Annotated in this window: 14 protein-coding genes and 1 tRNA gene; 10 read left to right on the forward strand and 5 right to left on the reverse strand. The window is 42.8% G+C overall.

Going from position 1 to position 15,016, the window contains the following annotated elements:
- The first annotated feature begins 170 nt into the window (after window positions 1-170).
- A tRNA-Lys gene (locus tag ABGU93_RS07700) sits at window positions 171-246 on the forward strand.
- 139 nt (window positions 247-385) lie between these two features.
- Here ABGU93_RS07700 and ABGU93_RS07705 read toward each other — a convergent pair.
- From ABGU93_RS07705 to ABGU93_RS07715, 3 genes are all read right to left on the reverse strand, one after another.
- Entirely contained in the window at window positions 386-1,036 is a 651-nt protein-coding gene (locus ABGU93_RS07705) for a hypothetical protein (RefSeq protein ID WP_347412896.1), read from the reverse strand.
- A gap of 191 nt (window positions 1,037-1,227) precedes the next feature.
- Complete coding sequence (locus tag ABGU93_RS07710; protein WP_347412930.1) at window positions 1,228-1,494, reverse strand: metal-sensing transcriptional repressor; 267 nt, start codon at window positions 1,492-1,494, stop codon at window positions 1,228-1,230.
- Window positions 1,495-1,497: 3 nt separating this feature from the next.
- The gene (locus tag ABGU93_RS07715; RefSeq protein ID WP_347412897.1) at window positions 1,498-4,080 is read right to left on the reverse strand and encodes a heavy metal translocating P-type ATPase; all 2,583 of its coding nucleotides are present in this window, start codon (window positions 4,078-4,080) and stop codon (window positions 1,498-1,500) included.
- Between the two features lie 232 nt (window positions 4,081-4,312).
- Between ABGU93_RS07715 and ABGU93_RS07720 the strand changes: the two genes are divergently transcribed.
- From ABGU93_RS07720 to ABGU93_RS07760, 9 genes are all read left to right on the forward strand, one after another.
- A complete protein-coding gene (locus ABGU93_RS07720; RefSeq protein WP_347412898.1) occupies window positions 4,313-4,663 on the forward strand; it encodes a hypothetical protein in 351 nt (116 codons plus the stop codon).
- A gap of 129 nt (window positions 4,664-4,792) precedes the next feature.
- A complete protein-coding gene (locus ABGU93_RS07725) occupies window positions 4,793-5,839 on the forward strand; it encodes a V-type ATPase subunit (protein WP_347412899.1) in 1,047 nt (348 codons plus the stop codon).
- 20 nt (window positions 5,840-5,859) lie between these two features.
- Window positions 5,860-7,830, forward strand: coding sequence for a V-type ATPase 116kDa subunit family protein (locus ABGU93_RS07730; protein ID WP_347412900.1), 1,971 nt, complete (start codon window positions 5,860-5,862; stop codon window positions 7,828-7,830).
- 13 nt (window positions 7,831-7,843) lie between these two features.
- Window positions 7,844-8,284: an ATP synthase subunit C gene (locus ABGU93_RS07735; protein ID WP_347412901.1), complete on the forward strand. Its 441-nt coding sequence runs from the start codon at window positions 7,844-7,846 to the stop codon at window positions 8,282-8,284.
- A 2-nt stretch (window positions 8,285-8,286) separates the two neighbouring features.
- A complete protein-coding gene (locus ABGU93_RS07740) occupies window positions 8,287-8,589 on the forward strand; it encodes a V-type ATP synthase subunit F (protein ID WP_347412902.1) in 303 nt (100 codons plus the stop codon).
- A 12-nt stretch (window positions 8,590-8,601) separates the two neighbouring features.
- Window positions 8,602-9,219, forward strand: a complete 618-nt coding sequence (locus tag ABGU93_RS07745) for a V-type ATP synthase subunit E (protein WP_347412903.1) — start codon at window positions 8,602-8,604, stop codon at window positions 9,217-9,219.
- Entirely contained in the window at window positions 9,220-11,007 is a 1,788-nt protein-coding gene (locus ABGU93_RS07750) for a V-type ATP synthase subunit A (protein ID WP_347412904.1), read from the forward strand. It begins immediately after the preceding gene.
- An 11-nt stretch (window positions 11,008-11,018) separates the two neighbouring features.
- On the forward strand, window positions 11,019-12,401 hold the full coding sequence (locus ABGU93_RS07755) for a V-type ATP synthase subunit B (RefSeq protein ID WP_347412905.1): 1,383 nt from the start codon (window positions 11,019-11,021) through the stop codon (window positions 12,399-12,401).
- An 8-nt stretch (window positions 12,402-12,409) separates the two neighbouring features.
- Window positions 12,410-13,024 carry a V-type ATP synthase subunit D gene (locus ABGU93_RS07760; RefSeq protein WP_347412906.1) on the forward strand — a complete coding sequence of 205 codons (615 nt, stop codon included), beginning with the start codon at window positions 12,410-12,412 and terminating at the stop codon, window positions 13,022-13,024.
- 191 nt (window positions 13,025-13,215) lie between these two features.
- Here ABGU93_RS07760 and ABGU93_RS07765 read toward each other — a convergent pair whose 3' ends face one another.
- Both ABGU93_RS07765 and ABGU93_RS07770 read right to left on the reverse strand, forming a co-directional pair.
- Window positions 13,216-13,659 (reverse strand): amino acid-binding protein, encoded by a 444-nt coding sequence (locus tag ABGU93_RS07765; protein ID WP_347412907.1) that lies wholly within the window; start codon window positions 13,657-13,659, stop codon window positions 13,216-13,218.
- Window positions 13,660-13,669: 10 nt separating this feature from the next.
- Complete coding sequence (locus ABGU93_RS07770; protein WP_347412908.1) at window positions 13,670-14,977, reverse strand: phenylacetate--CoA ligase; 1,308 nt, start codon at window positions 14,975-14,977, stop codon at window positions 13,670-13,672.
- Window positions 14,978-15,016: the final 39 nt, after the last annotated feature.

The following is a 15,016-nucleotide window of genomic DNA, read 5'->3' on the forward strand; positions in this document are numbered from 1 at the left end:
TATTGAAAATACGAACCTTTAATACAGCATGACCCATTAGCTCAGTTGGTATAAGCAGAGAACCAAAAATGCACGACCGTAGGAAGTGAACATTTTTGAGTGAATCGCTTAGTCTGGCAAATAAATGGATCATACAAACCTATGAAGACAAACTAAACAAATATTTATCTGACCCATTAGCTCAGTTGGTAGAGCATCTGACTTTTAATCAGGGTGTCGGGCGTTCAAGTCGCCCATGGGTCACCAATTTTTACATTAAAAAACCGCTATATAAAGCGGTTTATTTTTTTACTTTCGATTTTAATTAATCTCAGCATAAATATAATATCTCCTTTTGGAACAACTTCACAACAGCTAACAGTGACATCGAACACAGAACGTTTTTTTATTTGCTAGGCACTAATTTAATCGTCAAATCAGAAACGGTGAGGGTTGAACCATCTTTGAGTTCGAGATTTTTAAATTCTTTTACAGTCAAATCAGCAAAACCCATGCGCTCAAAAATTCCTTGATCAAATAGATTAGAGGAAGAAACCGTACCAAGCCCACTGACCCAGATGACATCATAGGTACCAGGATCAAAATCTTGACCTGATTTGTATTGTCCTGGAGTAAGCGTTATCGGATTAGTGGCGGTGTTTCTGCGGGGAATCATTGCTTTTAAATCAGCGGTGTCAGTGGAAATATTTGCAACTAAGCTACCTGTCAGTGTCAGGACGACAGTTTTAGGAAGCTGAACATTGTCGATCGTTTGTTTCAGATTTTCGCTATTATCAGATCCTTTACCATCGATGGCACCGGAAAACACTTTAGTAGATGATACTTGGCCGATACCGGATATGGATGTAATGGTATAGGTGCCAGGAGGAATATCGATAGCGGCCGTATAATGTCCAGCGGTCAAGGTCGTCACAAAAGTGTCTTTGCCTTTACCGGGGCTATTCATATATTTGGAAATACTCATAATATCCCTGTCAATGGCAAGGATTGAACCGATAATTAACAGACCAATCAGAATTGAGAATAATTTTTTCATTGGTAAGACACCTCTATAACTAAACATAATCGAATTAATTTCTTGTAAATAGTATATGATGTTTTAGAAGACAGGTCAAAAGAAATTTAATAAAAAAATAATATTCAATTTTGTAGAGCCTATAAAACGCTAAAAAAGCCAGCCCTATCTAGAACTGGCTTTTAGATTACCGTGAAGCAAGACGATGAGTGCTATCGATAGTATTTATCAAGGACGAGCATGATCTCGTCAATTTTTGCATCACCATCGCCCTTTTCAAAGGCATCTTTGACGCAGGAATTCATATGCTTTTTTAGAATCTCCAGGTTCGTTTTCTTTAGCAGAGCCTGAACTGCGAGAATTTGTTTCGAAACATCAATACAGTAGCGATCACTTTCCAGCATTTTAATGATGCCGTCTATCTGTCCCCTGGCCGTTTTAAGCAAGTTAAGCTCGGTGGTACGGTCTTTGGTTTCCATCATTTACTCAGTGATTAGAGAAGCCGGGTAACCGGCATCGGTTAGAGCAGCAGTAACGGCGCTGATATCGACATTTTCAGTAGCTGAAAAACTCGCCTGACCTTCTTCCAGTGAAACGGAGACATCAGTGATCCCTTCGAATTCATTTAAAATACCATCGACTCGTTTAACACAATGCTGACAACTCATATCAGCTACTTTTAATAATTTTTTCATGGTTTTTCCTTCTTTCGTTTCTATTTTTTTATTTGGAGGCTGTTCAGCCTTCGTAACAGTTTGATTGCTTTCAACCTTATTTATAGGGAAGCGTTTTGTTTTAAAAGTCTTGAGCGACAAGGCATTAAGAACAACCGATACCGAACTTAGGCTCATTGCTCCAGCCGCAAACATGGGATTTAATTTCAGTGCAAAGGGGATATAGAGTGCACCAGCAGCAAGGGGGATACCGATCACGTTATAGATAAACGCCCAGAATAAATTCTGCTTGATGTTTCGAAGTGTCGCCTTGCTTAATTGGATGGCGGAGACGATGTTCATCAGATCGTTTTGCATCAGAATAACATCGGCAGATTCGATGGCAATATCGGTACCATTACCAATGGCAATGCCCACATCACTTTGGGCCAGAGCCGGAGCATCATTGATGCCATCGCCGACCATGATCACCTGATGTCCTCGGGACTGAAGATCTTTGATCATTGATGACTTTTCATCGGGAAGTACATTGGCGACAACATTTTCAATGTTTACCATATTGCCAATGGCGCGAGCAGTTCGTTCGTTATCGCCTGTAAGCATGTAGACCTGAATGCCCATCGCCTTTAGCTGAGAAACGGCCAGATTACTGTTTTCTTTGATGGTATCGGCAACCCCGACGATCCCTTTAATAGATTGATCCCAACTTATCAATAGTGGCGTTTTTCCCAAATCGGAGAGTCGCAGATAGTCTGCCATGATAGGCTCTACCGAGACAGCGTTTTTTTCCATTAGTTTAATATTTCCGATCAGCAGTTCTTTGTTTGCGATCTGACCGTGAATACCTAATCCCGACAGCGATTCAAAATGGGAGACATCATATAAAGGCAATTGGCGTGCATCAGCCTCATTAATAATCGCTTCACTTAGCGGGTGCTCTGATTTTTTTTCGAGCGAGGCAGTTAGTTTTAATAATTCATTCTGATCTACTTCAGAATCATAAAGAATGATATCGGTTATCGATGGAGAACCGATGGTCAGAGTGCCGGTTTTGTCAAAGACAATGGTGTTGGATTTTCCGAGAATTTCCAGCGCCGGTCCATTCTTGAATAAGATGCCTTTTTCGGCGCCTTTTCCGGTGCCGACCATTATTGCCGTAGGGGTCGCTAAACCTAGAGCACAGGGGCAGGAAATGACTAAAACTGATATCGCAGCAGATAAGGCAAAGGACAACCCGTATCCGAGGATCATCCAGATCACAAAGGTGAGCAGCGAAATTCCCATCACTGCCGGAACAAAGTAGCGGCTGATTTCATCGGCGATTCTGGCAATCGGGGCTTTTGATGATTGCGCTTCTTCAACCAGCTGAATAATTTTACTGAGGGTCGTATCCTGGCCGATTTTTGTCGCCTTGAATTCAAATGATCCGGTTTTATTGATACTACCAGAGATAACAAAGTCGCCAACGGATTTTTCAACCGGCAAGCTTTCACCGGTCAACAGGGATTCGTCAACACTGGAATGGCCACTCCTTATTTCACCGTCGACAGGAATCCGTTCGCCGGGACGAATGATCACAAGATCATCAACTTTCACCTCATCAATGTTAATTTCGACTTCGATATTATTTCGTAAAACACGGGCATTATCCGGGACCAAAGCAATGAGTTTTTCGATCGCTTGAGAAGTTTTGCCTTTGGCTTTTGTTTCGAGAAACTTACCGAGGGTGATTAGTACTAGGATAACCGTGGTCGATTCAAAATATAGTTCATGTGAATAATGATGGATCAATTGCATACTATCATATGAGAAACCATAGGCCAGGATGAACAAAACCACCACGCCATACAAAAATGATGCACTGGTGCCCACCGCTACCAGGGAATCCATGTTAGGAATGCGCTTGACCAGGGCTTTAAAGCCATTGATATAAAAATGTCGACACATGTATATGACTGGTAGGGTGAGTAACATTTGGGTTAAAGCATTAATCAGGATGTTTTGCTCGCCGGCCAGAAATGCGGGGATAGGCAGGCCGATCATCGGACCCATGGCCAGATAAACCAGGGGGAGCGTAAAAATCAGTGAACCGATTAAACGAAATTTGACCTCATCAATTTGACTTTGGTAACCTGGTTTTCCTGTTTCTTTTTTATTGATACCGGCAGTTTTCTCCTGATCAGCCAACTCGGCACCGTAGCCCAGAGCTTCGATGGTACTGATGATCAGGAGTATCGGCGCAAGGTCCGGATCATGCTGAACAACAAGCTTTTCATTTGAAAAATTTATGACCGCTGATTCGACACCGTTCAACTGGCCAACCTTACGTTCAATGGCACTGGCACACGCTGTACAGGTCATGCCGCTGATACTGAACTGAGTTTTTTTCATGGTGTTACCTCCTTGATTACGCACCCCATGCGGGGAGGGGTACTAGATATATACATCGTACACCCAATCTGGAACAATGTCAACCAAATAAGTAATTCAACGAAATTTGTAATCGGTTGCCAGAAAAAAATAGATGTTGATAGAATTTTTTAAAGTGCTATAATGAAAATCATAATTAGTGGGTATATTAATAAGAAGTAATTGTGCAAATATTACTGAAAGGAGACTGATCATGCTACATAGTGAAGATGCTGATATTAATTTGGTCATCAGACAAGTTATAAATCTTGACTCTAAGGCAGTGCGAATTAAAAAGAATGTTGTCCAAAGAGCCGATAGAATTTTAGAACGAACTAAGAATGATATAAAAGAAAAAGAAAAAGTTGAGCTGGATGGAGCTCGGGAATTAGCCCAAAAAAACTATCAACAGGAAATAGATAAAGCTAAAGATGAACGCCAGAAAATCATAGATTCGATGGAGCAGGAACTCGGAAAAATCCGTTGCCGGTATGATGAAAAAAAAGAAGATAAAGCCAGGGAAGTGCTGGAAATACTATTCAAAAAAAAAGCTAGTGATGTTTGAAGGACATTAAAGCGACAGGTCTCATGAGTATTACACTCAGGTGGAAACGGAAAGAAAAGAAAAAAATTCGCATAAAACCAGTTTTTTTTGATTCTCTTTCTAGATTTTAAAGAAAAGTGTGAGAATCGTATGTCTAAGAGTAAATATGCTTGTATAAGTACAAAAGCACTGGCGATGAGAGCGCGTAAAATTAGCGATGAAGATTTTCGGGAACTCATCAAAGCAAAGGATTTGAAGGAAGTATTTCTGTATTTAAGAGATAATACCTACTATGGTCAGTTTCTAAAAATGATGAATATCGAGGATTTGCATCGAACCGAGTTTGAGGCGCATTTAAACGATTTGAAAGTGCAGGAAACTGAAAAGTTGATGCATTATTTATCAGGAGAAGATAAGAACTATTTCAAGGTATTTCTCGTTCGACTGGAAGTAGAAGCGCTACGGATTTTAATCCGGGGCATTGCCAGAAGTGATGATCTTGAGACTTTAAGGGAATTGATCATCTATTCCCATGAGTATACAACGGTCCCCTTTGAAAAGTTATTTCGGGCACGGGATTGGGATGAATTTAAAAAACTACTGATCAATACCGACTACTATCGAATTCTGGAAATCTATAAAGATATTAAGATAGAGCAGGACCTGGTAATGGTTGAAAAAACACTGGATCGTTATTATTATGATCTGGTGAAAAATCGTTTGCTAAAATTGGATGTAAAAGCGAATCGGGATTTAATTGATGCCCAGCGCCGCAATTTTGATCTGCTGAATTTAATCTGGATCTATCGCGGTAAAAAGTTTTATAAGCTGTCTCGGGAGGAGCTGATTGCATACTCATTAAGAGGCGGACTGAAATTAAATGAAAAACGTTTGCTCGCATTAGTTGAAGCGAAAAATTTCATTGAAATGAAAGAACAGATCGCTGATACAGATTATGCATTTCTGTTTAATCATACTAAAACCATCGATCTGTATATGGAACGGCGGCAGGAAAGATATCTTTATTTTATGTATCTCAAGCTTTTCAGTGAAGGGAATGGTTCATTTGGACGTGTCGTTGCCTATGTTCGGCTATTGGACTTTGAGATTGAAGATATTACTTCAATCATCGAAAGTAAGCGCTATCGGATGGGATCGGATGAAATTAAAAAATATTTAATCAGGCCCATTGATTAGGCTGTGAAAGGAAGTATTCTATGGCAATTGAAAATGTGATTATGATGGATGTGGTCGGAAAGATCAAATATGTTGATAAATTCGCCAAAGACATTTTTCTTTTCAATGATATACAAATAGTCGATGCCATGCAGGAAATCGATTCCGGGCGGTTCATTCTTCCCATACGTGAAGAAAATATGGGTGAACTACTGGGATTTGCACAGCTTGTGTCGGGCGAAACTATGATGGATGAGAAGAATTTTGTAAAAACGGTGAATAAGCTGAACGAACTCTACAAAGGTTCGCTTAATTTAGACATGGTTTCTTTAGCAAAAAGTGAGAATGACCTTGGGAAAGCCCTGGGCAAAGCTCGGGAGTTTGACAGTAATTTAGTGATGGAATACAGTGAATTGAGGGATGTCAAGGCGCAGATCGAAGCCCTCGAAAAAAGCAAGATAGCATATTCCTATCTTGACGAGTTAGATGCGCAGATGAGTGAACTGGACAGTCTGGAAAATTTTTCATATAGCCTGGGTTCGGTAACAAAAGACAACGCCGTGCGATTAAAAAGTATCTACAACAGCGTGACATCAATAGTTTTTCATGTTGGCAATCAGGAAGACAATGAAGAAGTATTTATGATTGTGTCGCCCAAGGATCTGGAAATCGAATCCCAACGGATTCTAAAAGCCCTCAATTTTAAACCGATTGAAGGGTTTAATGCCAAATATACCGAATCGCCAAAGGAAATTCTGGCTGCAATTGATGCTGAAATCAATGAACTGCAGACTAAGAATGCGGATCTAGTTCAGAAACTAAATATTCATTTAGAAGAAAACCGATTGGATGCAACAGACAGTTTCAACACCCTGAGTTTGTATGCAAATCTCAGTATCATTAAAAAGTACATGGCCTTCAGTGATGAGAACTTTTACTTTTCGGGCTGGATTTCCAAGCGGGATAAACAACGGATGGAAGCAATTGCGGCCAAATATCCGGAGATGATCATTATGTTTTCAGACACCAATAAGGGTAGTGGAAAACCACCCACAAAATTAAAAAACAATTGGCTTTTTCGCCCGTTTGAAACCCTGGTGAAAATGTACGGAGTACCATCGTTTAATGAGCTCGACCCAACCCCTTTTTTAAGCATCACTTATATGTTTTGTTTTGGATTTATGTTTGGTGATGTGGGTCAGGGATTGGTTTTGGCACTTGCTGGATTGATCCTGGGAAAAAGGGGAATGGAGCTTGGGAAAGTGCTCTTACGCTTAGGACTGTGCTCCACTTTCTTTGGTTTTATGTATGGCAGTATTTTTGGATTCGAAGAAGTGATCCATCCCTTGTGGTTAAGACCTTTTGAGGAGATTAACACCATTCTTCTGACAGCAGTTTTTATCGGCATGGCAATGCTTTTTATTGCGTATGTCTACAGCATTATCAACAAACTAAAGCAGAAAGAAATCAAAGAGGGTATTTTCGGAAAAAATGGTATCTGTGGTTTAGCTTTGTATTCTAGTATTTTGGGTATCTTTGGTTTGAACTTTGGTGTTTTACCATATGCTGAAATATTCAATCCGGTATTGATTGTATTAGCAATATCACTGGTATTTCTGGTATTAATCAGGGAACCACTGGCAAATTATTTGATGAAGAAGAAGCCATTGTATGAAGAGACCGCTTCAGAATATTATGTAGAAAGTGGTTTTGAGCTTTTTGAAATGCTCTTGGGTATGTTGAGCAACACCCTTTCATTTATCAGAATTGGAGCGTTTGCATTAACCCATGTGGGTTTATTTATGGCATTTCAGACTCTGGCAATCATGGTCCAAAATGGTGTGATCAGCGTGGGGATACTCATCTTTGCTAATATTTTTATCATAGCATTAGAGGGATTAATCGTTGGCATTCAGGCACTGAGATTGCAGTTTTATGAATTATTCAGTAAATACTATTCAGGTGACGGAGTTGAGTTTAAGTCGGTTGATCTGGAAATTAATTTAAATTAAGGAGAATTTGAAAATGAATGTTTTAACTCTGATTACAATTGGAGCAGCGCTATTAGTTTTAGGAACAATCGCATGTGGGGTTTATTTCGTATATAATGATTGCGATGAGAAAAGTCAGAATATGAAAAAATTCTTACGTGTAAATTTGTCAACATTTATACCTTTGCTGGCCGGGGCACTTATTTTTATGGCGCCCAGCATAGTATCCGCAGCTACTGAAGGCGCACCAGGGGGAATCACTGATGCGGGGTTAGGCTACATTGCGGCAGCACTTTCTACCGGGCTGGCTTGTGCTGGTGCTGGTTATGCGGTTGGTGTGGTTGGTTCGGCCGCTTTAGGGGCTGTCTCTGAGGACCAGAAAATTTTAGGTAAAACTTTGATTTATGTTGGTTTGGCAGAGGGTGTTGCAATCTATGGTTTGATCATTTCGATCATGATTATCGGAAGTCTGTAGTAATGAAATCTTATGTTATCAGTGAGAACCGTGATTCCTTTCTGGGAATGCAGCTGGCTGGCATCGAAGGATCTTATTTTAAAACAAAAGCTGAGATTGAAGAAGCGTTTAAGGAAGCCTTGAAAGATAAGGACATTGGAATAATTTTTCTGACCGAAAAAGCATCGCTAATGATTGAGGATTTAGTTTTAGAAGCAAAAAAGAAGTACTTTTCACCTTTAATTACGGTCATCCCCGATCGTCATGGCTATCAGCGCAGTGAAGGGATGATTATGCAGTATATTAAAGAATCTGTGGGATTGTAAGGATGTGATAAAATGATTTCAGTAGAAGAAAAACTCCGGGTATTTACCCAATATCTCTTAAGCAAAGAACGCAAATGGGGAAAAGATATCATCTACGAAGCAAAAGATAAAAAGAAAGCGTTGCTGGTTGACTCCGAAGAAAAGATTAAAAAAGAAAAGCGCGCTATCGAGGAACGGAGTTATCATACGATATTCAGAGATAAAAATAAAATTATTGCTGAAGGTAAGAATAAAGCCAAAACCCTGGAGCTGGAAGAAAAGAATCGGATTCTGCTGGATTTCAATCAGATGATCCGGGAGAAAGCCAGAGATTATCTGACCGCAGATGTTTACAACAATTATCTGCGCGATTGTGCAGCACAGATTCCCCAGGTGTTCGGCGATAAAAAAGATATTGTTGTCTTTGTCAATGAACGGGATTTTGAAGAGATTAAAGCCTTAATGGAAGAACAATTAGCTAGTTTTACCATCGAATACCGTCAGGAGTGTATCGATTGTATTGGTGGTTTTATTGCCGAAGATGCCGAAGGCCGACTACATTGTGATTTTACGGTTGAAAATCTGATTAAAACCAATTATAAACTCATCGGAATGACACTGAACGGGTTTATGGAAAAGCAGGTGAGCTAAGTGGCAGTTAAGGAAGAAAACAAAGAAAAGGGCATTATATCTGCCATCAATGGTCCCGTAATCAAAGGGAAAAATATGACCACCTTCAAGATGCGGGAAATGGTAACCGTTGGCGAACAGCGTTTAATCGGTGAAGTCATTGTTTTAGAAGGGGATGTCGGCACCATCCAGGTTTATGAAGAAACCGAAGGGCTGAAAACCGGCGAGGAAATAACCCCCACCGGTAGACCCCTGAGTCTCAAGCTGGGACCAGGGATGCTGAAAAACATGTTTGATGGGATCCAGCGACCACTGGAGAAAATCCAGGAGATTTCCCCAATTTTCATCCCTGAAGGAATCGGTCTGTTATCCATTGATGACAAAAAACTGTGGCCGGCTGTAATGACGGTTAAACCTGGAGACGTCTTATTGGCGGGGAGTATTTTTGGAACCGTTCAGGAAACTGAGGTCATCCAAAATCGCCTTCTGGTACCGCCGAATGTATCAGGGACTGTCATTGAAGTGGTAGCTGACGGTTCATATACGATCGAAGACGTACTCGTGACGATCAGAGACGCTAAAAATGAGCTTCATGAATTGAAGATGGCTCATGAATGGCCAGTTCGTACTCCCCGACCCAATGCCTATCGCCGGGAAACACTGGTACCATTGATAACCGGTCAACGAGTTATCGACATTTTCTTTCCCATCGCCAAAGGCGGAACTGCTGCGATCCCCGGGGGATTTGGAACCGGTAAAACGATGACTCAGCATCAATTGGCCAAATGGTCGGATGCGGATATTATTGTCTATATTGGTTGCGGTGAACGCGGCAACGAAATGACCGAGGTTATTGAAGATTTCCCCAAACTGATCGATCCCCGCTCGGGCAAGTCGATAATGGAGCGGACCGTTTTGATCGCCAATACTTCAAACATGCCGGTGGCCGCCCGGGAAGCCAGTATCTACACCGGTGTTACCATCGCTGAATACTACCGGGATATGGGATATGCCGTGGCGATGATGGCCGATTCAACCTCCCGCTGGGCTGAAGCGCTGCGCGAGATTTCCGGTCGGCTGGAAGAAATGCCGGCGGAGGAAGGCTATCCTGCGTATCTGCCGTCGCGAATTGCCGAGTTTTATGAGCGGGCCGGCAGTATTGAAACCCTGGGCGGCGATGACGGCTCGATCACGATTATTGGTGCCGTATCTCCGGCCGGTGGAGACTTTTCTGAGCCGGTAACCGAGAATACCAAGCGTTTCGTCAATGTCTTTCTGGCCCTGGACAAAAGTCTGGCTTATGCCAGACATTATCCGGCCATTAACTGGCTGGAAAGTTACAGCGGTTACATTAAAATATTATCGGACTGGTATGAGGATAATGTGGCTGCGGATTGTATCAGCCTGAGAAATAAAATGCTGGAGCTGATGTACGAAGAAAACAAACTTCAGGAAATGGTCATGCTGGTTGGGGAAGATGTACTGCCGGATGACCAGCGCTGGGTTCTGGAGATCGCAAAAATCATTAAAGTCGGTTATCTCCAACAGAATGCCTATAACAAAGATGACACCTATGTGCCGCTGGAAAAACAATATGCAATGTTAAAGGCGATTGAGTATCTTTATGAAAGAGGACGGGAAGGGCTGAAATTGGGGATACCTACATCGCGGCTTAAAAATTTGGATATTTTCAGTCAATTCATAAAAATGAAGTATACCATTCCCAACGATGATTTAAGTGGGATTGACAAACTTAAAGATGAGATTGACCAGTATTTTGAAGTGCTCTTTAAAAAATATGAGAATTAAGGGGGAATAACATGAAAAAAGAATATCTACAGATCGACAAAGTCGTTGGTCCCCTGATTCAGATCTCCGATGTTGATGATGTTTTCTATGGCGAAGTAGTTGATATTGTCGAAATTAGCACCGGAAATATTAAAAAGGGAAAAGTCATCAAAATTGAAGAAAAAAATGTCATTATCCAAGTTTTTCAAAACACCGCCGGTTTAGCAGCCGGGAACAGCATTATCAAGTTTACCGGGGAAGCATTTAATTTACCAATGTCGCTGGATTTGCAGGGCCGGATTTTTAATGGCATTGGCGAGCCGATTGACAACGGCAGCGATATTTTCAGTCTGGTTGAAGCAAACATTAATGGTCGCCCGATTAACCCGATGTCGCGGGAATATCCCCGTAACTTTATCCAGACCGGAATTTCTTCCATTGACACGTTGGCGACATTAATTCGCGGTCAGAAGCTGCCAATATTCTCCGGCAATGGATTGCCGCATAACGAATTGGCGGCTCAGATTGTCAGACAGGCAAGACTGGGCGATAATGCCGATGAAGAATTTGGCGTGGTTTTTGCGGCCATCGGCGTTAAACATGATGACGAAAAGTTCTTTAGAAAAAGTTTTGATGAAGCCAATGTTATGGATCGGGTGGTCATGTTTGTCAACTACGCTGATGACCCCATCGCCGAACGAATAACAACGCCACGGTGCGCCTTAACGGCGGCCGAATACCTGGCTTTTGAAAAACATATGCACATTCTGGTCGTCATGACCGACATTACCAGTTACTGTGAAGCGCTGCGGGAAATATCATCAGCCCGGGAAGAGGTACCCAGTCGAAAAGGTTATCCCGGTTATATGTATTCGGATCTGGCCTCCCTCTATGAACGGGCGGGAATGCTGAAAGACCAGGTGGGTTCGATCACCTTCTTACCGATCCTGACGATGCCCAATGACGATATCACCCATCCGATTCCGGATCTAACCGGTTATATCACCGAAGGTCAGATCGTGCTCGGCCGGGATTTGTTTCAACGCAGCATTTACCCGCCGGTTGCTATTTTGCCCTCATTGTCACGTCTGATGAAAGATGGGGTTGGGGAAGGCTTTACCAGAGGGGATCATGCCGAGGTGGCCAACCAATTATTTGCTTCTTATTCCAAGGTACAGGAAGTCAGAGATTTGTCTCAGATCATTGGCGAAGAGGATCTCAGTCAGACGGATAAAAAGTATATGGCTTTTGGCCGTGCTTTTGAAGCGGAGTTTCTGAATCAGGGCTTTGATGAAGGCCGAAATATTATCGAAAGTCTTAATCTGGGCTGGAGGCTGCTGGCACTGTTGCCATTAACTGAGCTGGATCGACTCAGTCCTGAAAACATCGACAAGTATTTTCCCAAGGAAGCATAGGTGGTGTCATGGCCATTAAAATAACACCGACCAAGGCGAATCTGATCAAGGCCAAGGGACGTCTGAAATTTTCGATCAAAGGTTATGAACTGCTGGATAAAAAAAGAACCATCCTGATTCAGGAAATCATGCAGCTGGTCAAAGAAGCCGAGTTGATCGAGAAAGAAATCGGTCAGATGTTTCGGGATGCCTATGAGGCACTGCAACAGGTTTGTATCAGTATGGGGCTTAATCATCTGGAAGAGTTTGCGCTTTCGGTAACCCCGGAGATCCCGTTTGAAATTCGGGCCAAAGGGGTTATGGGGGTAGATATTCCCGAGGTCATCTATACGGAGCGGCGGGAAAGAAACCTGGCTTTTGGTTTTAATGAAAATAACCCGGCCCTGGATATTGCCATCAAAAAATTCAATGATGTCAAGTATTTGTCTTATCAATTGGCGCAGGTCGAAACGACTGCCTATAAGCTGTCCCTGGAAATAAAAAAGACCCAGAAAAGCGCCAACGCCCTGGACAAGATCCAGATTCCCCGATTAGAGACCGAAATAAAGTATATTCAGGACACCATCGAAGAAAAAGAGCGGGAAGAGTTTTTCAGGCTTAAAAAGGTCAAAAACAGACGATAAAAAACAAAGCCGGAGCATTGCTCCGGCTTTGTTTTGTTACACAACTGCCGTACCGACCAATTGTTAATCTGTTGTATGCGCGCAATTCGTACAGTTGCATTACTAATTCGGCTAGAATAGACGTTTCCTTGCAATTGTTCGCCTTGAGGCATACAACATGATATAACAATTGTCGGTACGGGGTTGGGCGATCAGCCGTTTTGAACGTTATAAACGGCTTCTTTGGGAATCAGACTGAAATCCGAGGCGGTCAGGAGGGCGATGGCTTTTTCCTGATCGTCGGCTTTTAGAATAATCAGGGGTGCCCCCTGATTATTGGGCATAACGAAGGAATAGACGTATTCAATGTTGACGTCATTATCCGAAAGCAGGGCAAAGACATCATGCAGGCTGCCGACCTTGTCAGAGGGGTCAATGGCCAGCACATAGCTTTGTTTAACGACGTGACCGGCTTTTTTAAGGGCTTCGGCGCCCAACTCGGGTTTATCGACGACGATGCGCAAAATTCCGAATTCAGCGCTGTCAAAAACGGAAATGGCCCGAATATCCACCTGAGCATCTTTCAAGACTTTGGTGATCTTGCTGAGATGACCTTTTTTATTTTCTATAAAGACCGACAATTGATTAATAAGCATGGTTTATCTCCTATTGATTTTCTGATCGTAGATCGATGACGCGTTTGGCTTTTCCTTCAGAGCGAACCAGACTTTTTGGTTCAACCAGATGAATGCCGGCGTGAATGCCGAGGATCGTGTGCAGTTTGGATTCAATTTCTTTGTAAAGCTGATCCAGCAGGGTCACCGAGACCAGCAAGTCCTGGTTGACCACTTCTACATCGATTTCGATACGATCTAAATACCCTTTTTTCAGTACCCGAATCTGGTAATTGGAGCCGATACCCTTAATACCCAGAAGGACGCCTTCAATTTGCGATGGGAAGACGTTCACGCCGCCGATAATCAGCATGTCATCGGTTCGTCCGGTGATCTTCGCCATTCGGACTGAGGTCCGGCCACAATCACAGGGGGTGGTGTCCAGTCGGGTAATATCCTTGGTACGGTAACGGATTAGCGGCAGTCCTTCTTTGGTAATCGGCGTGATTACCAATTCACCCACCGAGCCTTCGGGAAGCACTTCCAGGGTATTGGGGTCGATGATTTCGGCAATAAAGTGATCCTCATTAATGTGCATCCCTTTAAAAGCCAGACACTCGCCCGAAACGCCGGGGCCGATCAGCTCGCTCATGCCGTAGTTCTCAGTGGCGACAATGCCCCAGGCTTCGTTGAGTTTGGTCCGCATTTCTTCGGTGGAACCTTCGCCACCGAAGAGGCCGTATTTCAGAAACAATTCTTCTTTGGGATCAATCCCCATTTCTTGAGCAGCTTCAGCCAGATGCAGGGCATAGGAGGGGGTTCCAATCAGCACGGTGGATTGAAAATCCTGCATGATCATAATCTGCTTCTGGGTATTTCCGGCCGACATCGGGATCACCCCGGCACCGACCTTTTCCAGCCCCTGCTGTAAGCCAAAGGCTCCGGTAAAGAGGCCGAAGCCAAAGGTAATCTGGGCCGTATCTTCATTGGTGACGCCGCCCATGGTGGCAATCCGGGCGATTACTTCCCGCCAAACCTTCAAATCGTGCTTGGTATAACCGACCACGGTTGGTTTGCCGGTGGTGCCGGAAGAGGCGTGATAGCGGACAATTTTATTTTTGGGCATGGCAAAGAGGCCAAAGGGATAATTTTTTCGCAGATCTTCCTTGGTGGTCAGCGGCAACAGCCGCAGATCTTCCAAACTTCGGATATCCACCGGTTTAACCCCGGCGGTTTTGAACTTTTCGTGATAATAAGGTACGTTTTCATAAACGTGATTCAGGGTTTTCTTTAAACGCTTAAACTGCAGTTTCCGGAGTTCGCCCCGGGACATCTTTTCTTTATCAGACCATATTTTCATAACTTCTCCCCTCATCTAAAACAGCATCTTGCCAGTATT

The organism is Acetobacterium sp., assembly GCF_039830195.1.
Classification (GTDB): domain Bacteria; phylum Bacillota; class Clostridia; order Eubacteriales; family Eubacteriaceae; genus Acetobacterium.